Below are 22,315 nucleotides of genomic sequence, written 5' to 3'. Positions count from 1 at the left end.
GGTGGGTCAGCACCCGCCGACCGATCCCCCTCCTGACAAGGGGGGGCTAGGGGGGGTTAGCCTTTACCTGATTCTCAACAAACGCACCACTGCCCCTGCGACCGACTCCGTCGCCCTCGCCTACGACGAACGCAAGCGCAGCCGCCTCAAGGTGACGCTCGCTTCGGGTGTAGAAGCCGGCATATTTCTCGAACGCGGCGACCATCTGCACGGTGGCGACAAACTGGCCGCCGAAGATGGCTCGGCCGTCGTCGAAATCCTCGCCGCCCCGGAAAAGCTCATTGAGGCCGTCGCCGACAGCCCGTTGCTCTTCGCCCGCGCCGCCTACCACCTCGGCAACCGGCATGTGCCCGTGCAAATTCTGCCGACCGAAAACGGCGGCAAGCTGCGCTTTCAGACCGACCACGTGCTGGCCGACATGGTGCGCGGCCTTGGCTGCACCGTGAGCGAAACAGAAGCGCCGTTCCAGCCGGAATCCGGCGCCTACGGTTCGCATGGGGGCCACCAGCACGGCGACGATGAGCCGGCTCCCGACCTGCACAACCCCGGTCACGGCCCGCATCGTTCGGTGCCGAAAATCCACCAGTTCAAGCCGCGCTAAACGGGAAATTTGCCGACATGCCCTACGTCAACGTTCAAATCACCAAGGGTGCCACCCGGGCACAAAAGGCAGAAATCGTTCGTGATATCACCGACTCGCTGGCCCGCGTGCTGGGCAAGAAGCCGGAGCACACGCACATCGTCATCCAGGAAATCGACGACGAGAATTGGGGCTTCGCCGGGCTGCTCACTGACGACTGGAAAAAGCAGCAAGCGACCGGATGAATCCAGCTTCGTCAATGCTGCAACTCGCCCGCCTGCTGCAACTGGCCAGCCCGGCCCTGCCGGTCGGTGCCTACACCTATTCGCAGGGGCTGGAGTGGGCGGTTGAGTCCGGCGTGATTCGCGATGAAGCGGGGGCCGGGCGCTGGATCGCCGACCTGCTGCACAACGGCATCGGCAGTTACGAGGCGCCGCTGGTCGTTGCCTTGATGGCGGCGTGGTCGGCCGGCGATGTTGGCGAAATCGACTGTCTCAACGCCGAATTCCTCGCCAGCCGCGAATCGGCCGAACTGCGGGCCGAAACGGCGCAAATGGGTTTTTCGATGCGGCGCCTGTTGCGTGACTTGCGCGACGATTCGCTGGGCGGTGTGATAACCACGGTCGAAGCCCTGCCGGAAGTCGCTTTCCCGACGGTCTGGTCCGGCATCGCCGCCGCCTGGCAGATCGACCCGGAAGCCGCGCTCACCGCCTACCTTTGGTCGTGGGCCGAAAACCAGGTGATGGCCGCGTTGAAGGCAGTACCGCTCGGTCAAGCCGCCGGCCAACGCCTGCTGGCCGATCTCGGGCGGCAAATCCCCGATGTCACGGTCAACCGGAAAAATTGGCCAAAAACGAAATGGTCCAACTTCACGCCGGCCTTCGCGATTGCTTGTGCGCGGCATGAAACGCAGTATTCAAGGTTGTTTCGGTCTTGAGATGACGGCCAAACCCCTAACCCCCCCCAGCCCCCCCTTGTCAGGGGGGGAGCAGAACACTCCCTCCCCTGACAAGGGGAGGGCAGGGGAGGGGTTGGGGTTTCTCAAATACGAAAAACGCCTGACCACCCTCGCTCGTGCCAACCGCAAAGCCCCTACTCCCGCCGAGAACCTGCTCTGGCAGAAAGTTCTGCGCAGCCGCCAGTTCGACGGCCACAAATTCCACCGCCAGAAACCAATCGGCCCCTACGTCGTCGATTTCTACTGCGCCGAACTGAAGCTGGTCATCGAAGTCGACGGCGACAGCCATGCCGAGCAGGCTGAATACGACGCCCAGCGCACAGCCTTCTTGGGAAGCCACGGCCTGCACGTCCTGCGCTACGCCAATCGCGACATCCTGAACAATCTCCCCAGTGTTTTCGAACACCTGCAAACCCAATTGGAAACACCATGAGCAAACAAGCCTTACGCGTCGGCATCGGCGGCCCCGTCGGTTCCGGCAAGACCGCCCTGACCCTCGCCCTGTGCCAGGCCCTGCGCGAGCAGATCGACATGGCTGTCGTCACCAACGACATCTACACCGCCGAGGACGCCAAGTTCTTGGTCAACCATTCGGCGCTGGCGCCCGAGCGCATCATCGGGGTCGAAACCGGCGGCTGCCCGCACACGGCCATTCGCGAGGATGCCTCGATCAATCTTGAGGCCATCGACCGCCTGCAACGGGCCTTTCCCGATGTCGAACTGATCCTCGTCGAATCGGGTGGCGACAACCTCGCCGCCACTTTTTCGCCCGAACTTTCCGACCTGACGCTCTATGTCATCGACGTCGCCGCCGGCGAGAAGATTCCGCGCAAGGGCGGACCGGGTATCACCAAGTCCGACCTGCTGGTCATCAACAAGATCGACCTCGCCCCGATGGTCGGCGCCTCGCTCGAGGTCATGGCGCATGACGCTAAGGTTCAGCGTGGCGAGCGGCCTTTTGTCTTTTCCAACCTGAAAACCGGCGAAGGCCTGGACCAGATCATCGCCTTCATCCGCGAACGCGGGATGCTTTAAGCGCCTGATTTACGCCGAGGCGAAAGCGGCGATGGCACCGACCTCGGCACCCTGAACTTCCAGCACCTTACGCCGCGAAGTCTGGCCGCTTTTCAGGTTGACCGCCGACTTTGGCAGTTTCAGCGTTTCGGCGATGAACTTGACCAACGCCTCGTTGGCCTTGCCGTCCACCGGCGGCGCGGCGAGGCGGATTTTCAGCGCGTCGCCATGCAGCCCGGCAAACTCGGTTTTCTTGGCGCCGGGTTGGATGTGCAGGGTCAGCGTGATGCGGCCGTCGGCGGCCTGGCGGAACCAGTCGCTCACAGGAACATCAGCAGCGCTTGCAGGAGCAGGATGGCGACCAGCGGCGACAGGTCGATGCCCGAGATCAGCGGCACGATACGGCGAATCGGATCAAGAAGCGGCCGGGTAAGTTGGTGGGCCGGCGCCGACAGCGGCGAGTAGGGATTGACCCACGACAGCACGGCCTGCAGGATCAGCGCGCCGATCAGGATGTACACCGCCAGCCGCAACAGCGCGCGGGCGGCATGCAAGAGGATCATCGGTGCCAGCGCCGCGACGTCAACTTCGCCAAAGCTGCTGGAAGCGCCGACGATGATGCCTGTGAACAGCAGTTGCAGCGCCAGCGCGGCAACCAGGCTGGCCCAGTCGAAACCGCCGGCGCCGGGGATGATGCGGCGCAGCGGCTTGACAGCCCAGTTGGTCAGCTTGACGACGAAATCGCCGATCTGTCCGGCAAAGGAGACGCGCATTGCCTGCATCATGAAACGCAGCAGGAACAGCGTGCAAAAGAAGCTGACGACGGCGTCGAGCAGGAAAACGATGGCTTGCATCAATCAGCTCCGAGAATCTTGCCAAGTTCCTGGCCACGGGCGGCAGCGGCCATGCAGCCGGCGACGATGCCTTCCTTGACGCCACGTTCGGCCATGACCTGCAGGGCTGCTGCCGTCGTGCCGCCCTTCGAGGTGACGCGTTCGCGCAGGATAGCCGCCGGTTCGCTCGACTGGGCAGCCAGCGCGGCGGCGCCCTGGACGGTTTCGATGGCCAGCAGACGACCCTGTTCCGGAGTGAAACCGAGTTCGGCAGCGGCCTGTTGCAGCGCTTCGATGAACAGGAAAACATAGGCCGGGCCGCTACCGGAAATGGCGGTGACGCCATCGATCTTCGCTTCGTCGTCGATCCACACCGTGGTGCCGACGGCGCGCAGTACGCGGTCGGCGGCAGCGCGCTGGTCAGCGCTCACTTCCTGCAGGGCGCACAGCCCGGTGATGCCGGCGCCGATCAGGGCCGGCGTGTTCGGCATGCAGCGGACGATCTGGCGATGACCACCGAGCCAGCGCGACAGGGCCGTCATGTCGAGCCCGGCGGCGATGCTGATGACGACAGCGTTGCCCAGTTTGCTGACGAGCGGCGCGACGGCTTCCTTCATCTGCTGCGGCTTGACGGCGAGCACGAGGATGTCCGGCCCGGCGGGCGCGCTAACAGCGCTGTCATGACATTCGACGCCGTAAGCGGCGGCCAGCTTGGTGCGCGCTTCGGCGCCCGGGTCGATGACATCGATGTCGCCGGCCGCGAAGCCCTGCTTGAGCATGCCGCCGATCAGCGCGTTGGCCATATTGCCGCCACCCAGGAAAACAATCTTCATCTGTAATTTCTCTCACCAAAAATGGCCGTGCCGATGCGGACGATGGTCGCGCCTTCGGCAACAGCTGCTTCAAGATCGTGGGACATGCCCATGGACAGGGTGTCGAGCGGTATGCCCGCCGCCCGGATGTGGTCGTAAATTTCCCGGACCTGACGGAACGGCGCGCGCTGGGCGGCCGGATCGTCGGTCGGCTCGGGGATGGCCATGAGGCCGCGCAGTTGCAGCCCGGGCAGGGACGCAACGGCTCGGCACAGGTCCAGCGCTTCATCCGGCGCGCAGCCGCTTTTGCTGGCTTCGCCGGAAACATTGACCTGGACGCAGACCTGCAGGGGCGGCAGGTTGGCCGGGCGCTGGGCCGACAAACGTTCGGCAATTTTGAGGCGCTCGATCGAGTGCACCCAGTCGAAGTGCTCGGCCACGGCGCGCGACTTGTTGCTCTGCAACGGGCCGATGAAATGCCATTCGAGATTGAGTCCGGCAGTCGCCGCCACCTTGTCGACACCTTCCTGCACGTAATTTTCGCCGAAGGCGCGCTGGCCTGCATCGGCGGCTTCGATCACGCTGGCCAACGGCCAGGTTTTGCTGACCGCCAGCAGGCGTATGCTTTCCGGTGAACGGCCGGCAAGCACCGCGGCATCGCTGATACGGGCCTGGACAGCTTGCAGGTTGTCGGCGATTGCGCTCATAATCCATTGGGAATTAACAACAAACCAAGTATACACGCGCTCCGAGGACGATCCGCATGGACATCACCGAACTGCTGGCTTTCAGCGTCAAGAACAAAGCCTCCGACCTCCACCTGTCCTCCGGCCTGCCGCCGATGATCCGCGTGCATGGCGATGTCAGGCGCATCAACCTGCCAGCCATGGAACACAAGGACGTTCATGGCATGGTGTACGACATCATGAACGACGGCCAGCGCAAGGTTTATGAAGAGACGCTGGAATGCGACTTTTCCTTCGAAATCCCCAATCTGGCGCGTTTCCGGGTCAATGCCTTCAATCAGCATCGCGGCGCCGGCGCCGTCTTCCGGACCATTCCGTCCAAGGTGCTGACGCTCGAAGAGCTCAACTGCCCGAAGATTTTCAAGGAGATTTCTGAGTATCCGCGCGGCATCGTGTTGTGTACCGGGCCGACCGGTTCGGGCAAATCGACGACGCTGGCGGCGATGGTCAATCACGTTAACGAAAACGATTACGGCCATATCCTGACCGTCGAGGATCCGATCGAATTCGTCCATGAATCGAAGAAGTGCCTGATCAACCAGCGCGAGGTCGGGCCGCATACGCTGTCCTTCGCCAACGCCCTGCGCTCGGCGCTGCGTGAGGATCCGGACGTCATCCTGGTCGGCGAAATGCGCGATCTGGAAACCATCCGTCTGGCCCTCACCGCGGCCGAGACCGGCCACCTGGTGTTCGGCACGCTGCACACTTCGTCGGCCGCCAAAACGGTGGACCGCGTGGTCGACGTCTTCCCGGCGGCGGAAAAGGAAATGGTCCGCTCCATGCTGTCCGAATCGCTGCGCGCCGTCATCTCGCAGACGCTGCTCAAGACCAAGGACGGTAGTGGCCGGGTCGCGGCGCACGAAATCATGATCGGCACGCCGGCCATCCGCAACCTGATCCGCGAAAACAAGATCGCCCAGATGTATTCGGCCATCCAGACCGGCCAGAATTTCGGCATGCAGACGCTCGACCAGAATCTGATCGAACTGGTCCGGCGCAACGTGGTGTCGAGCGCCGAAGCGCGCTTCCGCGCCGCCAACAAGGATGCTTTCCCGGCTTGATCCGGGTTGCCAATAGCACAAACGAGGGGAAAGTATGGAACGCGACCAGGCAATGAAATTCATGCACGATCTTTTGCGTTTGATGTCGCAAAAGAAAGGCTCCGACCTTTTCATCACCGCCGGCTTTCCGCCAGCCATCAAGATCGACGGCAAGATCACGCCGGTCTCGAACCAGATTCTGACGCCGCAGCACACGGCCGAACTGGCGCGTTCGATTATGAATGACCGCCAGGCTTCGGAGTTCGAAGCAACGAAGGAATGCAATTTCGCCATTTCGCCGGCCGGCATCGGCCGTTTCCGGGTCAATGCCCTGGTTCAGCAGGGTCGTGTCGGTGTCGTCTGTCGGACGATCAACATGAGCATTCCGACGCTGGATGAGCTGCTGTTGCCCCCGGTGCTCAAGGATCTGGCGATGACCAAGCGCGGCCTGATCATCTTCGTCGGCGGCACCGGTACCGGCAAGACGACGTCGCTGGCGGCCCTCGTCGATTACCGCAACGAGAATTCGTATGGCCACATCATTACCATCGAAGACCCGATCGAATACGTGCACGAGCACAAGAACTGTATCGTCACCCAGCGTGAAGTCGGCGTTGATACCGACGACTGGGGCCCGGCGCTCAAGAACACACTGCGCCAGGCGCCGGACGTTATCCTGATGGGCGAAATCCGCGACCGCAATACCATGGACTACGCCATCGCCTTCGCCGAAACCGGCCACCTGGCATTGGCGACGCTGCACGCCAACAGCGCCAACCAGGCCATCGACCGGATCATCAACTTCTTCCCGGAAGAGCGTCGCCAGCAACTGCTCATGGACCTCTCGCTGAACCTGCGCGCGCTCGTTTCGCAGCGCCTGATTCCGAAAAAAGATGGTCGCGGGCGGATGGCGGCGATCGAGGTCATGCTCAATTCGCCGCTGATTTCGGACCTGATCTTCAAGGGCGAAGTGCACGAGATCAAGGAGATCATGAAGAAGTCGCGCGAGCTCGGCATGCAGACTTTCGACCAGGCGCTGTTCGACCTCTACGAAGCCGGCAAGATCACCTACGAAGATGCGCTACGCAACGCCGACTCGCTCAACGACCTGCGCCTGCAGATCAAGCTGCATGGCAAGGAGTCGAAGGACCGCGATCTATCGACCGGCATCGGTCACCTCGACATCGTCTGAGCCAAAGGAGCCTCTTATGCACGCCATGAAACATTCCATTTTTGCCCTGTTTTTCGGGTTGACCGTGGGAGTCGCCCAGGCCGGGGCGCTCGACGCCATTTCCAGCGGCGATGCCAGTGCCGGCGTCAAGGAAGCGCTGGCCAAGGGCGCTGATTACGCTGTTGCCTCACTTGGCAAGAACGGCGGTTTCCTTGGCAACGACAAGGTCAAGATCAAGCTGCCCGGTTATCTGGAAAAGGCCGATTCGGCCCTGCGCATGTTCGGCATGGGCAAGCAGGCTGACCAACTGGTCGAAACGATGAACCACGCGGCCGAAAATGCCGTGGCCGAAGCCAAGCCTATCCTGACCGAATCGATCAAGAAGATGAGCGTCAAGGACGCCAAGGACATCCTGACGGGCGGCGAGGACAGCGTGACGCAGTATTTCAAGCGCACGTCCACTGATCAGCTGAGCGCCAAGTTCAAGCCGATCGTCAAGAAGGAAACCGCCAAGCTCAAGCTGGCCGACCAGTACAACAAGTTTGCCGGCAAGGCGGCGAGCGCCGGTCTGGTCGATAAACAGAATGCCGATGTCGACAGCTATGTGACGCAGAAGGCCATGGATGGCCTGTTCCTGATGATCGCCGAAGAAGAAAAGAAGCTGCGCGCCAATCCGCTGGGCGCCGGCAGCGATCTGCTGAAAAATGTCTTCGGCGCGCTGAATTAAAGCTATCGGCTTTAAATGCCGTAATTGGGGGCAAGGAGCCCCCAATGAAACTCACCCGTTTGTCGAGCACCACGCAACGCGCCACTCGTGAATCGAGCGAGCGCGTGCGTCCGGTCGACAACGAACAGATTCGGCGGGTCGAAGTCATGGAAGGCATCGAAGGCGATCGCCAGCGCAGTTTGCTGCAGGAGATCGCCGAGGTTGATCCGGGTGCCGTCGGCGACTTTCACGGTCAGGAGCGCGTGCTGCAAGGGGCGCGCGACGTTGCGGCGCAATTGCTCGAAATGGATTTCGGCACGGATAGCCTGATCAAGCCCGGTGTGCCGCTCGATCGCCTGATCGGCATTGACGACACGGTTTGAAGCCATTCCCACGGTCAACCGGATTTATTGCGTGAAACGTAAAAATGGTCGATTTTCAGCATTGAGTCGGTAGGTTAGAATCAAGGCAACCTATCCAGCGCGCCCCGCCTCGTCGGGGCGCCGTCATTTGCAGAGTCATGTCCGGCCTCAATCAACCGCAACGCGAAGCGATCCACTACCTCGACGGCCCACTGCTGGTGCTGGCGGGTGCCGGCTCGGGCAAAACGCGGGTGATCACGCAGAAGATCGCCTATCTGGTGCAGAGTTGCGGCTTCAATCCGCGCAATATCGCCGCCATCACCTTCACCAACAAGGCCGCCAAGGAAATGCAGGAGCGCATCGGCAAGCTGCTCTCCAAACCCCTGGCCGATGATTTGCAGATTTCGACTTTCCACTCGCTGGGCGTCCGCATCCTGCGTGAAGAAGCCAAGGCGCTCGGCTACAAGCCGCGTTTCTCGATTTTCGATTCGGCCGATTGCGCCGGCATCATCAGCGAAACGGCCGGCACCGTCGACAAGGCGACGCTACGCATCGTCCAGTCCACCATTTCCAACTGGAAGAACGGGCTGATCACGCCTGAAGCAGCCCGGCATCTGGCCACTGACGAACATCAAAAGCTGGCCGCCCACGCCTACCTGTCCTACGAGGCGACGCTCAAGGCCTACCAGGCGGTCGATTTCGACGACTTGATAGGTCTGCCGGTCAAGCTGTTCAGCGAGCACCCGGAAATCGCCGACAAGTGGCAGAACCGCCTGCGTTACCTGCTGGTCGATGAATACCAGGACACCAACGCCTGCCAATACCAGCTACTCAAGCTATTGACCGGCGTCCGCGCCCAATTCACGGCGGTGGGTGACGACGACCAGGCGATCTACGGCTGGCGTGGCGCCGACATCGAGAATCTCAAGAAACTGCCGACCGAGTTCCCGGCGCTCAAGGTCATCAAACTTGAGCAAAATTACCGGTCGACCGTCAGAATCCTCAAGGCCGCCAACAACGTCATCTCGCACAACGAAAAACTGTTCGACAAGAAACTGTGGTCCGACCTCGGTCACGGCGAACAGATTTCCGTCACCGCCTGCCGCGACAACGATGCCGAGGCCGAAGGCGTGGTCATGAAGCTGCAGGCCCACAAGTTCGAGCATCGCGCCAAATTCAAGGATTACGCCATCCTCTACCGCTCCAACCACCAAGCGCGGATTTTCGAGGAATACCTGCGCGACCACCGCATTCCCTACCTGCTCTCGGGCGGCAAATCTTTCTTCGACAAGGCCGAAATCAAGGACATCACCGCCTACCTGCGTCTGCTTGCAAACGAGGACGACGACCCGGCCTTCATCCGCGCCGCCACCACACCCAAGCGCGGCATCGGTGCGGCGACGCTGCAGGTGCTCGGTATCTATGCCGGCGAGCGTCATGTCTCGCTGTTCCAGGCCGCTTTCGAAGAGGGCTTCGCGCACCGCGTCCAGCCCCGTCAGCTCGATCCCCTGCTTGAATTCTGCAACTTCATCAATCGCACCCAGTCGCGGGCCAGCAAGGAACCGGCACACCAGGTTCTGCCCGATCTACTCAAGGCCATCGATTACGAAACCTTCCTCTACGACCACGAAGAGGAGCGCACGGCGCAAACACGCTGGGCCAACGTCTGCGAATTCGCCAACTGGCTCAACAAGAAAGGCGAGCTCGATGGCAAAACGCTGGTTGACCTGACCCAGAGCATCGCCCTGATCAACATGCTCGACAAGAAAAATGACGACGAATACGACGCCGTGCAACTGTCGACGCTGCATGCCGCCAAAGGCCTGGAGTACCAAAATGTCTTCCTGGTCGGCGTCGAGGAGGGCATCCTGCCGCACCGCGAATCCATCGATCCAACCAAGATCGAGGAAGAGCGCCGCCTGATGTACGTCGGCATCACCCGCGCCCAGCACACCCTGAACATTTCCTACTGCGAACGCCGCAAACAGGCGCGCGAATTCGTGCCCTGCGAGCCATCGCGCTTCATCGATGAAATGGGCAAGGAGGATGTCCGCTTCACCGGTGGCAAACAGGATGTCCCGCCCGACAAGGCCACCGGCAGCGCCCGGCTCGATGCCATGAAGGCCATGCTGGCTGGAAACAAGCGCTAACCGCTTGGTGACACCCCGTTACAACGGGTTACGCTGCTCATGACATCCGGGCAGTAACCAGTCGCGTTATTCGGCACAAGGCAGCGCAATTTTGCAAAGCCGGATCAAAAACCGAATCAACAACACTGGAGAATCAAAAATGACCAAACAACTCGTCGCCATCATCCTTGCCACCGCTTTTGGTGTTGCCCACGCCGCTGATGTCAAACCAGCCGCTGCTGAAGTGAAGGCTGCTGCCGCCCCGGTCGCCGCCACCGTCAAGGCCGAAGCCCCGAAGGCTGCTGAAGCCGTCAAGGCGCCGGAAGCCAAGCCGGCCGTCGCCGCCACGGAAGTGAAAAAGGAAGAAGCCAAGCCGGTTGCCAAGGTCAAGAAGGCGAAGAAGGCCGTCGAGCCGGCTGCGGCCGCCGCACCCGCTGTGGCACCGGAAGCTGTAAAGGCTGCCGAAGCGGTCAAGAAGTAAGGAAGTCAGTCGCTGCCAGCCAAAAGCGGCACAAGACCGGGCGCCCACGAGGCGCCCTTTTTTACGTCCACGAAAATTACGTCCACGAAAAAGGGAGGCCGCAGCCTCCCTTGATGTGAGCGACGAAGTCTTATTTCGCCTTGCCCATCACGTATTCGACTGCACCCTTGATTTCGTCGTCGGACAGCGTGGCGCCGCCCTTCGGGGGCATGGCACCCTTGCCATTGGTCAAGCTCTTGATCAGCGCATCCTTGCCGGTAGCGAGACGCGGTGCCCAGGCAGCCTTGTCGTCGATCTTCGGAGCGCCGGCTGCGCCGGTGTTGTGGCAGGCGCCGCAGACCGTGTTGTAAATCGTTGCGCCATCGCGAGGGCCGCTGGCGGCGGGTGCTTCGGCCTTGGCCAGTTCAAATCGGGCAACCGGTTGAATGCGAATGTCTGCTTCGTCGGCAGCGCTGCTGGTGGTTGCCGTGGAGCCGCCCTTGTTGGCGGTCAGCGGGTAAATGACAGCAATCAGAATGGCGGCGACGATGATCGTTGCCCACATGATGCTCTTGGAAGAATGTTGCTCGGCCATGCTCAAGACCCCAGTGCAATGTTTAAAAACACCATTATAACGGCGCGGGGCGGCGGCTGAGCAAAAAAAACCCCGCCAGCGGCGGGGTTGAAATTCTCGAAAGGGGGAATTTCGAGAGGAGGGGTTCAATGCACAGTTGCAGTGTAGGTTCCCGAGCCCCCGAAGTCTGTCGTTCTTTCGTAGCCTTCTGTAACAAAATGTGGCTGTACTAAGTTTGTGCGATGCACAAGGCTGGCGAGCAAGCGTAAAAAAGGCACGGAAGCGCCTTTTCGGGCGTGCCGTGCCGATGGCTTTTCGCCAGTTTTTCGGCGACTCAGCTTTCGATGCGGCAGATCTCGACAGCGCTTTTCGGCACCTGGTAATCGGTTGCGAGCTGGTGCATGGCAATGTCCTCAATGGCTTCGCCTTCACTTACGACGAAATGGCGGGCGCCCGAGTAGTCCTGCGGGATGCCGGCGCGGTCCTGGGTAATGCGGTAATGGATCTTGACGTTCATGGCTGTTCTCGATTTATGGACAATTATGGTTTCTGCCAGTCGAGTATAGCCCTAATATGTTGCGGTGCAATATCGGTTTACCACAGGTTCTTTGCGAGCCTGTCGGGCTCAGCTTTTCGCCAGGTCGTCCAGTGTGTTGAAGTTGCCGAAGGCTTCGCTTTGATCGGAAAAATCGACTTCAATGGCAGCCATGTCGGCGCACCATGCCGCAACCTTGCGGCCTCCGCCCTCAAGGTAGGCTTCCAGCGGCGCTAGAAGCGAGCAGCGGCACAGGCAAAATACCGGGTGCAGACGGCCACCGGCCTTGGCGATGGCCAGGTTTGCTTGTGTATTTCGCAGAGCGCCGTATAGACGATTGACCAGATCGAGCGGCAGCTCGGGCGAATCGCAAGGCGCCGTGAGAACCAGCGGTGTTTTGGCGGCAGCAAGGGCGGCATGCAGACCGGCAAGCGGACCGGCGAAGCCAGTGATCTCGTCGGCCAGTACCGGGTAGCCGAAGGCCGCGTATTCTGCCGTGCTCCGGTTGGCGTTGATCAACAGGTGGTCGACCTGTGGGGCCAGGCGCTTGGCAACATGCCAGACCAGCGCTTTGCCGTCATAGAGCTGCAATCCCTTGTCGACGCCACCCATGCGCGTTCCCAGTCCGCCGGCCAGGATGACGCCGGTAATCAGCTCTTCGGGTTCTTTGGCGGTCGGGATAGGCATTGCTTCTGGGTCACATGCTAGGATTGACCATTATGTCCGAACTGGAAAAACTTGCCGAAAGTCTTGGCCGCCTGCTCATCGAGCGTGGCGAATGGCTGGCGGCTGCCGAGTCCTGTACCGGCGGCTGGCTTGCCCAGTCGGTGACGGCGATTGCCGGCAGCTCGACATGGTTCGACCGTGGTTTCGTCACTTATTCCAATGCCGCCAAGGTCGACATGCTGGGCGTTCCCGAAAGCGTGCTGGAGCGCCATGGCGCCGTTTCCGAAGCCGTCGCGAGGGCGATGGCGCAGGGGGTTCTGGCGCATAGCCGGGCCGACTGGTCGGTGGCGATTACCGGCATCGCCGGGCCGGGTGGCGGTTCGCCGGACAAGCCGGTGGGCACCGTCTGTTTTGCCTGGGCCGGCAAGGATGCGGGATGCGAGGCGCAGACCTGCCTTTTCAGCGGCGATCGGGCGGCGGTTCGCGAGCAATCTGTCCGCCACGCGCTCAATGGCCTGATTGAACGAGTTGAGGCGACTGTTTATAGCGCTTGAGGCAGTCGGGGTTTTCCGGGATACTCGGAAATAACACAAAAATTCGAAAAAAAACACCATGCAAAGTCGGCCGGGTGACATCGATGCGTTACGTTGAGCTCAATCGCGAATCCATCGATCAGGCACTGAACGAATGGTCTCCAAGTCAGGCTGGGGCGGGCGTTGTAGCCTTGTTGCCGGAGGCGGAAAAAGATCATCTTTCGGTATTGCAGGAGGCTTGTCGGGAGCGCGGCCTGGCTTTGGCCGGTGGCATTTTCCCGGCTTTGGTCGGCGAGCGGCGTTTTCTGACCCACGGCGTCTGGCTCCTCTGTTTCGATCAGATGCCGCCGCATTTCCTGTTGCCGGCGCTAAACACGGCGGCCGATGCCGTCGGGGCGGTGGTCGCGGCGGCGCGCGAGGGCTTGAAAACCTATCCGCCCGGGGCGCCGAAGCCGACCTTGTTCATGGTTTTCGATGGCATGCTGCCCAATGTTGCCAGCCTTCTCGACGGCATCTATCTTGAGCTGTCGAATCGCGTCGAGTACGGCGGCGTCAATGCCGGTAGCGAGACATTTCAGCCTATGCCCTGCCTGTTCGACGACAGGCAGGTGCTGGGCGACGGAGTCCTTGGCCTGCTCTTGCCTGGCACCATGGCGCCGACGCTTGAGCATGGCTTCGAGCAGCCGGAACGGGCGATGAGTGCGACGTCGACCGAGGGCAACCGGGTCGCCATGATCGACTGGCGGCCGGCATTCGACGTCTATCAGGAAATCATCAAGGCGCAATACGGCATCGACCTGACGCGTGATAATTTTTACGAGTACGCCGTGCATTTCCCGTTCGGCATCCTGCGCGCCAATGGGGACGTCGTGGTGCGCATTCCCGTGGCGCTGGCTGATGATGGTTCGCTCTTCTGTGTCGGCGAAATTCCTGAGAACGCCATGCTGGTTTTGCTCCAGGCGCCTGCTGCCGGGGCGCATGGCTGCATTGGTCGGCTGGCCGAGCATCTGCGTAGTGCCCATGGCTCGCTGCAGGGGACGCAGTTGCTGGTATTTTATTGTGCCGGTCGGCGCATGCATCTCGGCGGCGATGCCGAAGAGGAACTGGCCGAGCTGCAGGCGGCAACAGGTGTTGGCGAGCTGGCTGGCGCCCTGTCGCTCGGGGAGATAGGCAGTACGGTGCGCTGGGGCTACCCGATGTTCCACAATGCAACCCTGGTCTGTTCGCCCTGGCCCGTGCCATGAATCGCGAGCAGATTATCAGCGTACTTTATGATCTTTCGCTGACCATCGGCGGCGAGGTCGGCCTCGACAGCCTGCTCAAGAAAACGCTGCAGCGCCTGCTTTTCCATACCTCGTTTCCGGCCGGTGTGGTCCTGGCAGCGCCGAATGTTACGGAGTTCGGAGTATCGGCCACGCTCGAAACCTCTGTCGGCGACTACCGGCTGGCCGAACGCCACGGGGCGACTTTCAATTTGCCGGCCGGCTTGCTTGCCGGCAAAGTCCAGTTGCTCGACGACGCCGCTCTGCTGCGCGCGTTTTCGCTCGACGAGGCTTATGTTTATTGTCTTCGCCTGCCGGTGGACGCGCAGTACACCATCCTGCTTTTGTCGCCTGCAGCACCTGCCTCCGAGCTCCCTCTGACGCAGATATTCCAGCCGGTGCTGGCCAATCTGGCCAAGGCGATTATTCTTTGTCGCAACAATGAGCGATTGACCCAGGCGCTGGCCAATGACCGCGATGACGCGCGCGCCGAGCTGGCAGTGGCGCTGACCCAGAGTGAACGCGAGCGGGCTTTTCTCGATTCGCTCTATGCCGCGATCCCCGACCTGGCTTGGGTCAAGGATCCAGACGGTGTCTATTTGTCGTGCAATCCGAGTTTTTCGCGGCTCTACAACGCGAGTGAATACGACATTGTTGGGCGCACCGATGATGATTTCGTCAGCAAGGAACTGGCCGAATTTTTCCGCGAGAACGATCGGGCGGCGGCCGCTGCCGGTGGTCCGACGATTAACGAGGAATGGCTGACGTTCGCCGACAACGGCTATCGTGGGCTCTTCGAGACGATCAAGACGCCAATGCGCGACAAGGAGGGGGAGTTGATCGGCGTGCTTGGCGTGGCGCGGGATATTACCGAGCGCCGGCGGGTCGAGGAGGCCTTGCGCAATAGCGAAGCCGAACTGGAGCAGCATCGGCGCCATCTTGAAACGATGGTGGCCGAACGTACCCGTGACCTGGCGCAGGCCAATGCCCGCCTCGAACAAACCCAGTTTGCGATGGACCGGGTGGGGCTGGGCATCCATTGGGTCGATGCTGACGGACGTTTTGTGTACGTCAATCATGTCGCGGCCGAGATACTCGGCTATTCGGTCGACGAATTGCTGCTTCTCGGCGTGCCCGATATTGACCCGGCCTTTCCCCCGGGCGGATTTTTCGAAGCGACGGCGGAAATTCGGCAGACCGGCCGCGCCAGCCTGGATAGCTGGAATCGGCACCGCGACGGCCACCTGATTCCAGTGCACCTCAACATCTATTTTCGGCCGGAGACGGCCAGCGAACCGGCGCGTTTCATCACCTTCGTCAGCGACATCAGCGAACGCAAGCGGGTCGAGCAGGAGTTGCGCGAGGCGAAGGATCTGGCTGAGTCGGCGACCAGGGCGAAGAGTGCCTTCCTGGCCAACATGAGCCATGAGATCCGGACGCCGATGAACGCCATTCTCGGTTCGGTGTACCTGATGCGCCGCGGCGGGGTGGACGATGCCCTGAAGGTGCCGCTGAATCGTATTGAAGCTTCGGGTCAGCACCTCCTGTCGATCATCGACGACATTCTCGACTTGTCGAAAATCGAGGCCGGCAAGCTGGTGCTTGAAGAGGCGCCGCTCATGCTGCCCCGCCTGATGAACGAGGTTGCCGAAATACTGGCCGGGCCGGCGCGCGAGAAGAACCTGGCCTTGCGCGTCGAGTCCGCCGTGCTGCCGGGCTGCCTGCTCGGTGACGCGACGCGGCTGCGTCAGGCGCTGCTCAACTACGCCAATAACGCGATCAAATTCACCGAGCGCGGCACGATCAGGCTGCGTTGCAAGGTGCTAGAGGAAAATGCGGACAGCGTGCTGATCCGGCTGGAGGTTTCGGATACCGGCATCGGCATTGCGCCCGAAGCCCTCGCCCGGTTGTTTTCACCCTTCGAGCAGGCCGATCCGTCGACCACCCGAAAGTATGGTGGCACCGGCCTCGGACTGGCGATCACCCGGCATCTGGCGGCCTTGATGGGCGGCGAGGCGGGAGGCGATAGTACGCCGGGCAAAGGCAGCGTGTTCTGGATCACGGCGCGCCTCAAGCGCCAACTGGATGACAGCGGCTTTCCGTCTTCCCCGGTGCGGGGCAGTGACGTCGAGGCCATGCTGCGCAGCAAATTTGCCGGACGGCTTGTCCTGCTCGTCGAGGATGAGCCGATCAACCGTGAAGTGGCGCAGATGCTGCTGGAAGACGTCGGCCTGGCCATCGATGTGGCCGAGGATGGTATCGAGGCGGTGGACAAGGTGTCCCGGAACAACTACGGGCTGGTCCTCATGGACATGCAGATGCCGCGCATGGATGGGCTGGAGGCGACCCGGCGCATTCGTCAGCTGCCGGATGGCCGGAGCTTGCCGATTCTGGCGATGACCGCCAATGCCTTTGCTGAAGATCGCGAGCAGTGTCTGCTGGCCGGCATGAACGATTTTGTCACCAAGCCGGTCAATCCGACCCTGCTTTATACAGCTTTGTACCACTGGCTGGGCGGCGCGACAGGCGCAAGTCCCGGATTTTCCCAACTGCCACGGTCAACCGGAAAAACCGTCCAAATTTGAAATCTTAAAGTCCCGCTTCGGCGGCGATTGCCTGGAGCAGTGGGGCGACCAGCTTGGCGGCGGGACCTTGGGGCTGTCGATAGCTCACCCAGGTCGTGTGTTTTTCGCCGGGCAGGGTGTAGATCGAGATGGCGAACGGGCAGAAAACGATGTTGTGCGGGTCCATTTCCATCATTTTGCGTGACAACCCGGCCGAGCAGAATTCGATGATTTCCGCCTGCTCGAAGATCTGGCGCGTCGCGCCGATATCCGCGCCGGTGCGGTTCAGCATGTCGGCGATATGCGAGGTGTAATTGATCACCAGCCCGCGGTTTTCGATGGCCATGACGATGGCGTCGCGGGTGTCGACAAAATTGCCGGCCAGCTTTCGTTTGACCATCCACTCATCGGCTTGGGCCACTGTAGCGGCCAGCGCGAAGCACAGCAGAAATGTGAGGTGGCGCATGCGGGTTCCTGTATTAGCGATTTCTGATGCGTTCATTGTAGGCGATGTCCTGCGCCTGCGGTCGACACGAAAAAACAGCCAAAAATCTTATTCAGGCAGCGGCTCGAACAGCGCGGCGAGATCGTCGGTGCCGAACTTGACGTCGACGCGATAGTCGTCGGACAGGATACCGGCGGCCAGTTCCGCCTTGCGTTCCTGCAAGGCAAGAATCTTTTCCTCGATACTGCCGCTGACGATGAGCTTGTAGACGAACACCGGCTTGTCCTGGCCGAGGCGGTGGGCACGGTCGGTAGCCTGGTTTTCGACGGCCGGGTTCCACCACGGATCGTAGTGGATCACGGTGTCGGCCGCGGTCAGGTTGAGGCCGACGCCGCCAGCCTTCAGGCTGATCAGGAAAATCGGCACTTCGCCGTCCTGGAAACGGCGGATCGGCACTTCGCGGTCGACCGTGTCGCCGGTCAGCGTGACGTAGGCGATACCGGCCTTGTCGAGTTCGTGCTCGATGAGCGCCAGCATGCTGGTGAATTGCGAGAAAACCAGAACCTTGCGACCTTCGTCGACCAGTTCGGGCAACATCGCCATGAGCAGATCGAGCTTGGCCCGTTCCGGCACCTTGCGGGCCGCCGTGGCCTTGACCAGGCGCGGATCGCAGCAGACCTGACGGAGCTTGAGCAGGGCATCGAGGATGACGATCTGGCTGCGCGCGAAGCCGCGGTTGGCGATTTCGTCGCGGACCTTGGCATCCATTGCGGCGCGCACCGTTTCGTAGAGGTCGCGCTGGGCGCCTTCGAGTTCGACGCTGCGGATGATGATGGTTTTCGGCGGCAGTTCCTGGGCGACGTCTTCCTTCTTGCGGCGCAGGATGAAGGGGCGGATGCGGCGGGCGAGCAGGGTGCGGCGACGGAGGTCGCCCTGCTTCTCGATCGGCGTCCGCCAGTGGCGGGTGAACTGTTTGCTGGTGCCGAGGAAGCCGGGCAGCAGGAAGTCGAACTGACTCCACAATTCGCCGAGATGGTTTTCCAGTGGCGTACCGGTCAGGCACAGGCGATGCCGGGCATCGACCTTGCGCACCGCCTCGGCGCTCTGGCTCTGGGCGTTCTTGACCGTCTGCGCCTCGTCGAGAATGAGCAGGTGGTAGCTGTGCTGCATCAATTCCTCGGCGTCGCGCCAAAGCAGCGGATAGGTCGTCAGCACCACGTCGTGCTGCATGATTTGCGGGAACAGGACCTTGCGCTCGGGGCCATGCAGCGACAACACCTTGAGGTCGGGGGCGAAGCGCGCCGCCTCGTTCTTCCAGTTGAAGATCAGCGAGGTCGGCAGGATGATCAGGGCCGGCTTGTCGAGACGCCCGGCTTCCTTTTCCATGAGCAGGTGGGCCAGCGTCTGCGCCGTCTTGCCGAGGCCCATGTCGTCGGCCAGGATGCCGGACAGATTGTGCTCGCGCAGGAACTGCAGCCAGGCCAGGCCTTCCTTCTGGTAAGGGCGCAGGTCGAGCTTGAAACCGGCCGGCGGCTCGACATCGCCAATGCCCTGCGCCTTGAGCAGGCGCTCGGCCAGGGCCATGATGTCGCTCTGGCCGCGGAACTGCCAGCGGCTGATGTCGGAGAGTTCGGCCAGGCGTGGCGCATCGAAGCGCGACAGGCGCAGCGTGTTGCCGCCGGTAAAACCGTCGAACAGGTCGATCAGCGTCGCGGCCAGCGGCTTGAGGCGGCCGGCCGGGACGCGCAGGCGCTTGCCGCGGGGGGTGTAGAGATCGATGCCCTCGTCGTCGGGGACGCGTTCGAGTTCGGTCGCTTCGAGCCAGCGCGGGTCAGTGCGGAAAAGATTGGCCAGCAAGGGAGCGAGCGGCAGGCGCTCGCCTTCGACCATGACGCCCATGTCGAGGTTGAACCAGCCGTTATCAGCCTCGTAAAGCTCGGCCTCCCAACCATCGACTTCGATGACGTGGTGGCGGAAGTCCTCGGGGAACTCGATCTGCCAGCCAGCTTCCTTGAGGCGCAGGGTGCCGTCCTGCATGAAGGGTACCCAGCTGGCCTCTTCGGCCAGCCCGTAAATGCCCTCCGGCGGGCTACCGAAGGTGTGCAGGGTGTGCCCGGGAATCTTCTGCAGGCCACAGCCTTCAAGCGCCAGCAGCGACTTGGCTTCATCGTCCGGGCGGCGCTTCAGGCGGATGGTTTCGCCTTCCGGCAGGGTGATGAATTCGCTCTTTTCTTCCGGACGAACGTCGGCATCGCCGTAACGGAAAATGACCTTGGCGACATCGAAGGGGCCGCCGCCGAAGTTCTGCGGATAGCTGCGCCAGGCCCGTTGGCCGTGCGTATGCAGCGTTTCGAGTTGCAGGATGGGAATCAGCGGCGCATCGACCAAGCGCAGGCGAGCACCGGCATCGGAGCCAGGCAAGGGCAGGTCGGGTGCCAGTTCGGACAGCGCTTCGGCCACCAGCGCCGCTTCGTTGGCGGAGAGCGGCGGCAGCGAGAACAGACGGTTGATCACGTCCGGATTGCCGGTGACCTCGAGCGGCCCGGCTTCGCCCTCGGCCAGATCGATGTACCACGGCGGATCGACGGCGACGATCATCTCGGCCGACGGATCCGGCTTGAGGTGCGGCCGCTGGAAACCCATGCCGTCGACCTGCCAGCCGATGCTGGCCGGTCGGGTTGGCCCGGCGTTGAGCGGCAGACCGAGATCGTCCTCGGGGTACAGTCGGTGGCTGGCCGCCATGCGTTGCAGGATTTCGGCGCCATTCTTGGGGCCCAGGCCGAAGGCGCGCAGGCCGGTTTCATGGCCGCGGTCAGCCCAGATCAGGCGCAGGATGCCGAGGTCTTCTTCATTGACGAACTGCGGCGGGGTGACCAGTGCGCGGTCCACCTTCCACCATTCCTCGGCGCTCTCCGGATACTTGCCCTTGCGGATCTCGATGCCGAACTGGCGCTTGTCGGCCGTCCATTTCAGGATATAGAACAGCTGCTGGCGGGCGCTGGCCGGACGGGCCTTTTTCTTGGCGACGGCGACCGAGACGCGGCGCAGGTCTTCGAGCCAGGACAAGGCGCTGCCGCTGACGTGCTCCTTCGGATTGCGCTCTTCGATAGCCTTGAGCAACATGGCGGCAACGTGTTTGCAATGCTTGCCGGCCGAGCAGGTGCACCGGCTGATCACCGCCATCTCACCACTCTGGGCTTGGCTCAGGTAGGCCTGCGCGACGTAGGGCTCGCTTGACGAACCAGGCACCAGCGCACGCATCTGGCTGCCCTCGATGCTCAGGTCACGAACCAGGTCAACGTAAGGCCGGGCCTTGTTGATGTCGCGCGTGGCGAACCACTCGGCGATGTTCTCTTCTGTGAAGGTGGTGAGGTTGACTACGGCCATCGGCGGTCAGGCAACCAGCGCGCCGACAAGCAGCGCGAGGAGCAGGGCGATGATGGCCAGCCAGCGGTTTTGCTGCTGCTGGACGGCGATCAGGCGATCGAGTTGCGGTTGCAGGTCAGCCTTGGCCGGCTGGGCCAGCGCCTGATGGACAAGGCGCGGCAGTTGCGGAATGGTCCGGGCCAAATAGGGAGCTTCCTGCTTGAAGCTGCGAAGCAGCCCGCGCCAGCCAATCTGCTCGCTCATCCAGCGCTCGAGGAAAGGCTTGGCAGTGGTCCACAGATCGAGTTCCGGGTCGAGCTGACGACCGAGGCCTTCGATGTTGAGCAGGGTCTTTTGCAGCATGACCAGTTGCGGCTGGATTTCGACGTTGAAGCGGCGCGATGTCTGGAACAGGCGGAGTAGCACCTTGCCGAAGGAAATATCCTTGAGCGGGCGGTCAAATATTGGTTCGCAGACGGCGCGAATGGCGGCTTCGAACTCGTCGACCCGGGTGTCTTTGGGCGCCCAGCCGGATTCGATGTGAGCTTCGGCAACGCGCTTGTAGTCGCGGCGGAAGAAGGCGAGGAAATTCTGCGCCAGGTAATTCTTGTCGGAATCGGTCAGCGTTCCGACGATGCCGAAATCGAGCGCGATGTAGCGGCCGTCCGGGGCGACGAAGATGTTGCCGGGGTGCATGTCGGCATGAAAGAAGCCATCGCGGAAAACCTGGGTGAAGAAGATTTCGACGCCGGCCGCCGACAGCTTGGAGAGGTCGATGCCGTCGGCGCGTAGCTTGTCGATCTGCGAGATCGGCGTGCCCTTCATGCGCTCCATGACCATCACGGTCGACGTGCAGAAATCCCAGTAAATCTCGGGGACGATCAGCAGCTTCGAATCGGTGAAGTTGCGGCGCAGTTGCGAGGCATTGGCCGCTTCGCGCATGAGGTCGAGCTCGTCGCGCAGGTATTTGGCAAATTCGGCGACCACTTCCCGTGGCTTGAGGCGCTTGCCGTCGGCACACAGCTTTTCGAGCAGCATGGCCAGGTTGTCCATGAGCGCCAGATCGTGCTCGATGACCGAAAGCATGTTGGGGCGCAATACCTTGACGGCGACTTCATGGCCGCCATCTTCGGCGTGCAGCTTGGCAAAATGGACCTGCGCGATCGATGCGGAGGCGATTGGTGTCGGGTCGAATTCGGCGAAAACCTCACTGGCCGGTCGGCCATAGGCTTTTTCGATTTCGGCGAGGGCGAGGTCGGAGGCGAAAGGCGGGACCCGATCCTGAAGTTTGGCCAGTTCGTCGGCAATGTCCATCGGCATCAAGTCGCGTCGCGTAGACAGTACCTGACCGAACTTGACGAAAATCGGGCCGAGCGCTTCGAGGGCGAGGCGCAGGCGGACGGCGCGGGGCGTCGACAGGTCGCGCCAGAATTGCAGGGCGTTGGCAAGGCGCACCAGGCGGCCGCTCGGCTCGTGTTCGAGCACCATTTCGTCGAGGCCGAAACGGCTGGCGACTGAGGCGATCTTGAGCAAACGAAGGAGACGCATGTGGACTGTAA

General features: G+C 61.8%; 24 protein-coding genes. 14 read left to right on the top strand and 10 right to left on the bottom strand.

Translation table 11 applies throughout. The annotated features are described in order from the left end of the window. Nucleotide 1: 1 nt before the first annotated feature. The 5 genes from ureE to ureG all read left to right on the top strand — a co-directional run bounded on the left by ureE (nucleotide 2) and on the right by ureG (nucleotide 2,573). A complete protein-coding gene (gene ureE, locus KI610_RS18380; RefSeq protein ID WP_226496387.1) occupies nucleotides 2-601 on the top strand; it encodes an urease accessory protein UreE in 600 nt (199 codons plus the stop codon). A 17-nt stretch (nucleotides 602-618) separates the two neighbouring features. After that, the gene (locus KI610_RS18375; RefSeq protein ID WP_226402565.1) at nucleotides 619-825 is read left to right on the top strand and encodes a tautomerase family protein; all 207 of its coding nucleotides are present in this window, start codon (nucleotides 619-621) and stop codon (nucleotides 823-825) included. 14 nt (nucleotides 826-839) lie between these two features. Beyond that, nucleotides 840-1,517 carry an urease accessory protein UreF gene (locus tag KI610_RS18370; RefSeq protein WP_226496386.1) on the top strand — a complete coding sequence of 226 codons (678 nt, stop codon included), beginning with the start codon at nucleotides 840-842 and terminating at the stop codon, nucleotides 1,515-1,517. A 94-nt stretch (nucleotides 1,518-1,611) separates the two neighbouring features. Next, the gene (locus KI610_RS18365) at nucleotides 1,612-1,971 is read left to right on the top strand and encodes an endonuclease domain-containing protein (protein WP_226496385.1); all 360 of its coding nucleotides are present in this window, start codon (nucleotides 1,612-1,614) and stop codon (nucleotides 1,969-1,971) included. Then, nucleotides 1,968-2,573 (top strand): urease accessory protein UreG, encoded by a 606-nt coding sequence (gene ureG, locus KI610_RS18360; RefSeq protein WP_226496384.1) that lies wholly within the window; start codon nucleotides 1,968-1,970, stop codon nucleotides 2,571-2,573. The genes KI610_RS18365 and ureG overlap by 4 nt, the downstream gene beginning before the upstream one ends. 9 nt (nucleotides 2,574-2,582) lie before the next feature. Here ureG and KI610_RS18355 read toward each other — a convergent pair whose 3' ends face one another. Genes KI610_RS18355 through KI610_RS18340 form a run of 4 tightly spaced genes read right to left on the bottom strand, consistent with a single transcriptional unit; the run spans nucleotide 2,583 to nucleotide 4,904 of the window. Beyond that, a complete protein-coding gene (locus KI610_RS18355) occupies nucleotides 2,583-2,876 on the bottom strand; it encodes a DUF167 domain-containing protein (RefSeq protein ID WP_226496383.1) in 294 nt (97 codons plus the stop codon). Beyond that, nucleotides 2,873-3,406, bottom strand: a complete 534-nt coding sequence (locus tag KI610_RS18350) for a YggT family protein (RefSeq protein WP_226496382.1) — start codon at nucleotides 3,404-3,406, stop codon at nucleotides 2,873-2,875. Before KI610_RS18350 ends, KI610_RS18355 begins: the two co-directional genes overlap by 4 nt. After that, nucleotides 3,406-4,218 carry a pyrroline-5-carboxylate reductase gene (gene proC / locus KI610_RS18345; RefSeq protein WP_226496381.1) on the bottom strand — a complete coding sequence of 271 codons (813 nt, stop codon included), beginning with the start codon at nucleotides 4,216-4,218 and terminating at the stop codon, nucleotides 3,406-3,408. Before proC ends, KI610_RS18350 begins: the two co-directional genes overlap by 1 nt. Continuing rightward, complete coding sequence (locus KI610_RS18340; protein ID WP_226496380.1) at nucleotides 4,215-4,904, bottom strand: YggS family pyridoxal phosphate-dependent enzyme; 690 nt, start codon at nucleotides 4,902-4,904, stop codon at nucleotides 4,215-4,217. The genes proC and KI610_RS18340 overlap by 4 nt, the downstream gene beginning before the upstream one ends. 56 nt (nucleotides 4,905-4,960) lie before the next feature. Here KI610_RS18340 and KI610_RS18335 point away from each other — a divergent pair, with 56 nt between their 5' ends. From KI610_RS18335 to KI610_RS18310, 6 genes are all read left to right on the top strand, one after another. Beyond that, a complete protein-coding gene (locus KI610_RS18335) occupies nucleotides 4,961-6,004 on the top strand; it encodes a type IV pilus twitching motility protein PilT (RefSeq protein WP_226496379.1) in 1,044 nt (347 codons plus the stop codon). A gap of 34 nt (nucleotides 6,005-6,038) precedes the next feature. Then, the gene (locus KI610_RS18330; protein ID WP_310491598.1) at nucleotides 6,039-7,175 is read left to right on the top strand and encodes a PilT/PilU family type 4a pilus ATPase; all 1,137 of its coding nucleotides are present in this window, start codon (nucleotides 6,039-6,041) and stop codon (nucleotides 7,173-7,175) included. A gap of 25 nt (nucleotides 7,176-7,200) precedes the next feature. Further along, nucleotides 7,201-7,881 carry a DUF4197 domain-containing protein gene (locus KI610_RS18325; protein WP_226496378.1) on the top strand — a complete coding sequence of 227 codons (681 nt, stop codon included), beginning with the start codon at nucleotides 7,201-7,203 and terminating at the stop codon, nucleotides 7,879-7,881. A gap of 44 nt (nucleotides 7,882-7,925) precedes the next feature. After that, a complete protein-coding gene (locus KI610_RS18320; RefSeq protein ID WP_226496377.1) occupies nucleotides 7,926-8,243 on the top strand; it encodes a hypothetical protein in 318 nt (105 codons plus the stop codon). 137 nt (nucleotides 8,244-8,380) lie between these two features. Further along, the gene (locus KI610_RS18315; protein ID WP_226496376.1) at nucleotides 8,381-10,372 is read left to right on the top strand and encodes a UvrD-helicase domain-containing protein; all 1,992 of its coding nucleotides are present in this window, start codon (nucleotides 8,381-8,383) and stop codon (nucleotides 10,370-10,372) included. Between the two features lie 139 nt (nucleotides 10,373-10,511). Further along, on the top strand, nucleotides 10,512-10,832 hold the full coding sequence (locus KI610_RS18310) for a hypothetical protein (protein ID WP_226496375.1): 321 nt from the start codon (nucleotides 10,512-10,514) through the stop codon (nucleotides 10,830-10,832). 130 nt (nucleotides 10,833-10,962) lie between these two features. Here the strand turns inward: KI610_RS18310 and KI610_RS18305 are convergent, their stop codons facing one another. The 3 genes from KI610_RS18305 to mobA all read right to left on the bottom strand — a co-directional run bounded on the left by KI610_RS18305 (nucleotide 10,963) and on the right by mobA (nucleotide 12,607). Beyond that, nucleotides 10,963-11,406, bottom strand: coding sequence for a c-type cytochrome (locus KI610_RS18305; RefSeq protein WP_226496374.1), 444 nt, complete (start codon nucleotides 11,404-11,406; stop codon nucleotides 10,963-10,965). A 313-nt stretch (nucleotides 11,407-11,719) separates the two neighbouring features. Then, nucleotides 11,720-11,902 (bottom strand): hypothetical protein, encoded by a 183-nt coding sequence (locus tag KI610_RS18300; RefSeq protein WP_226496373.1) that lies wholly within the window; start codon nucleotides 11,900-11,902, stop codon nucleotides 11,720-11,722. Between the two features lie 108 nt (nucleotides 11,903-12,010). Then, nucleotides 12,011-12,607: a molybdenum cofactor guanylyltransferase MobA gene (gene mobA / locus KI610_RS18295; protein ID WP_226496372.1), complete on the bottom strand. Its 597-nt coding sequence runs from the start codon at nucleotides 12,605-12,607 to the stop codon at nucleotides 12,011-12,013. A gap of 32 nt (nucleotides 12,608-12,639) precedes the next feature. Here mobA and KI610_RS18290 point away from each other — a divergent pair, with 32 nt between their 5' ends. The 3 genes from KI610_RS18290 to KI610_RS18280 all read left to right on the top strand — a co-directional run bounded on the left by KI610_RS18290 (nucleotide 12,640) and on the right by KI610_RS18280 (nucleotide 16,966). Next, complete coding sequence (locus KI610_RS18290; protein ID WP_226496371.1) at nucleotides 12,640-13,140, top strand: CinA family protein; 501 nt, start codon at nucleotides 12,640-12,642, stop codon at nucleotides 13,138-13,140. 83 nt (nucleotides 13,141-13,223) lie between these two features. Then, nucleotides 13,224-14,363: an FIST signal transduction protein gene (locus tag KI610_RS18285; protein ID WP_226496370.1), complete on the top strand. Its 1,140-nt coding sequence runs from the start codon at nucleotides 13,224-13,226 to the stop codon at nucleotides 14,361-14,363. Further along, entirely contained in the window at nucleotides 14,360-16,966 is a 2,607-nt protein-coding gene (locus tag KI610_RS18280; RefSeq protein WP_226496369.1) for a response regulator, read from the top strand. The genes KI610_RS18285 and KI610_RS18280 overlap by 4 nt, the downstream gene beginning before the upstream one ends. 4 nt (nucleotides 16,967-16,970) lie before the next feature. Here the strand turns inward: KI610_RS18280 and KI610_RS18275 are convergent, their stop codons facing one another. The 3 genes from KI610_RS18275 to ubiB form a co-directional block, all read right to left on the bottom strand. Further along, nucleotides 16,971-17,411: a DUF302 domain-containing protein gene (locus tag KI610_RS18275; protein WP_226496368.1), complete on the bottom strand. Its 441-nt coding sequence runs from the start codon at nucleotides 17,409-17,411 to the stop codon at nucleotides 16,971-16,973. An 87-nt stretch (nucleotides 17,412-17,498) separates the two neighbouring features. Further along, nucleotides 17,499-20,777, bottom strand: coding sequence for a DEAD/DEAH box helicase (locus KI610_RS18270; RefSeq protein WP_226496367.1), 3,279 nt, complete (start codon nucleotides 20,775-20,777; stop codon nucleotides 17,499-17,501). A 6-nt stretch (nucleotides 20,778-20,783) separates the two neighbouring features. Beyond that, nucleotides 20,784-22,304: a ubiquinone biosynthesis regulatory protein kinase UbiB gene (gene ubiB / locus KI610_RS18265; protein WP_226496366.1), complete on the bottom strand. Its 1,521-nt coding sequence runs from the start codon at nucleotides 22,302-22,304 to the stop codon at nucleotides 20,784-20,786. Nucleotides 22,305-22,315: the final 11 nt, after the last annotated feature.

Origin of the sequence: Ferribacterium limneticum, assembly GCF_020510565.1 — a bacterium.
Taxonomy (GTDB): Bacteria; Pseudomonadota; Gammaproteobacteria; order Burkholderiales; family Rhodocyclaceae; genus Azonexus; species Azonexus limneticus_B.
This window is presented reverse-complemented; position numbering and strand designations above follow the sequence as displayed.

What these genes read in the sequence shown, in the direction of transcription:
- KI610_RS18375 (WP_226402565.1), top strand. Translation starts at nt 619, where the DNA reads ATGCCCTACGTCAACGTTCAAATCACCAAGGGTGCCACCCGGGCACAA.
- KI610_RS18370 (WP_226496386.1), top strand. Translation starts at nt 840, where the DNA reads ATGCTGCAACTCGCCCGCCTGCTGCAACTGGCCAGCCCGGCCCTGCCG.
- ureG (WP_226496384.1), top strand. Translation starts at nt 1,968, where the DNA reads ATGAGCAAACAAGCCTTACGCGTCGGCATCGGCGGCCCCGTCGGTTCC.
- KI610_RS18350 (WP_226496382.1), bottom strand. Translation starts at nt 3,406, where the DNA reads ATGCAAGCCATCGTTTTCCTGCTCGACGCCGTCGTCAGCTTCTTTTGC.
- proC (WP_226496381.1), bottom strand. Translation starts at nt 4,218, where the DNA reads ATGAAGATTGTTTTCCTGGGTGGCGGCAATATGGCCAACGCGCTGATC.
- KI610_RS18340 (WP_226496380.1), bottom strand. Translation starts at nt 4,904, where the DNA reads ATGAGCGCAATCGCCGACAACCTGCAAGCTGTCCAGGCCCGTATCAGC.
- KI610_RS18335 (WP_226496379.1), top strand. Translation starts at nt 4,961, where the DNA reads ATGGACATCACCGAACTGCTGGCTTTCAGCGTCAAGAACAAAGCCTCC.
- KI610_RS18330 (WP_310491598.1), top strand. Translation starts at nt 6,039, where the DNA reads ATGGAACGCGACCAGGCAATGAAATTCATGCACGATCTTTTGCGTTTG.
- KI610_RS18325 (WP_226496378.1), top strand. Translation starts at nt 7,201, where the DNA reads ATGAAACATTCCATTTTTGCCCTGTTTTTCGGGTTGACCGTGGGAGTC.
- KI610_RS18320 (WP_226496377.1), top strand. Translation starts at nt 7,926, where the DNA reads ATGAAACTCACCCGTTTGTCGAGCACCACGCAACGCGCCACTCGTGAA.
- KI610_RS18315 (WP_226496376.1), top strand. Translation starts at nt 8,381, where the DNA reads ATGTCCGGCCTCAATCAACCGCAACGCGAAGCGATCCACTACCTCGAC.
- KI610_RS18310 (WP_226496375.1), top strand. Translation starts at nt 10,512, where the DNA reads ATGACCAAACAACTCGTCGCCATCATCCTTGCCACCGCTTTTGGTGTT.
- KI610_RS18305 (WP_226496374.1), bottom strand. Translation starts at nt 11,406, where the DNA reads ATGGCCGAGCAACATTCTTCCAAGAGCATCATGTGGGCAACGATCATC.
- KI610_RS18300 (WP_226496373.1), bottom strand. Translation starts at nt 11,902, where the DNA reads ATGAACGTCAAGATCCATTACCGCATTACCCAGGACCGCGCCGGCATC.
- mobA (WP_226496372.1), bottom strand. Translation starts at nt 12,607, where the DNA reads ATGCCTATCCCGACCGCCAAAGAACCCGAAGAGCTGATTACCGGCGTC.
- KI610_RS18290 (WP_226496371.1), top strand. Translation starts at nt 12,640, where the DNA reads ATGTCCGAACTGGAAAAACTTGCCGAAAGTCTTGGCCGCCTGCTCATC.
- KI610_RS18285 (WP_226496370.1), top strand. Translation starts at nt 13,224, where the DNA reads ATGCGTTACGTTGAGCTCAATCGCGAATCCATCGATCAGGCACTGAAC.
- KI610_RS18280 (WP_226496369.1), top strand. Translation starts at nt 14,360, where the DNA reads ATGAATCGCGAGCAGATTATCAGCGTACTTTATGATCTTTCGCTGACC.
- KI610_RS18275 (WP_226496368.1), bottom strand. Translation starts at nt 17,411, where the DNA reads ATGCGCCACCTCACATTTCTGCTGTGCTTCGCGCTGGCCGCTACAGTG.
- KI610_RS18270 (WP_226496367.1), bottom strand. Translation starts at nt 20,777, where the DNA reads ATGGCCGTAGTCAACCTCACCACCTTCACAGAAGAGAACATCGCCGAG.
- ubiB (WP_226496366.1), bottom strand. Translation starts at nt 22,304, where the DNA reads ATGCGTCTCCTTCGTTTGCTCAAGATCGCCTCAGTCGCCAGCCGTTTC.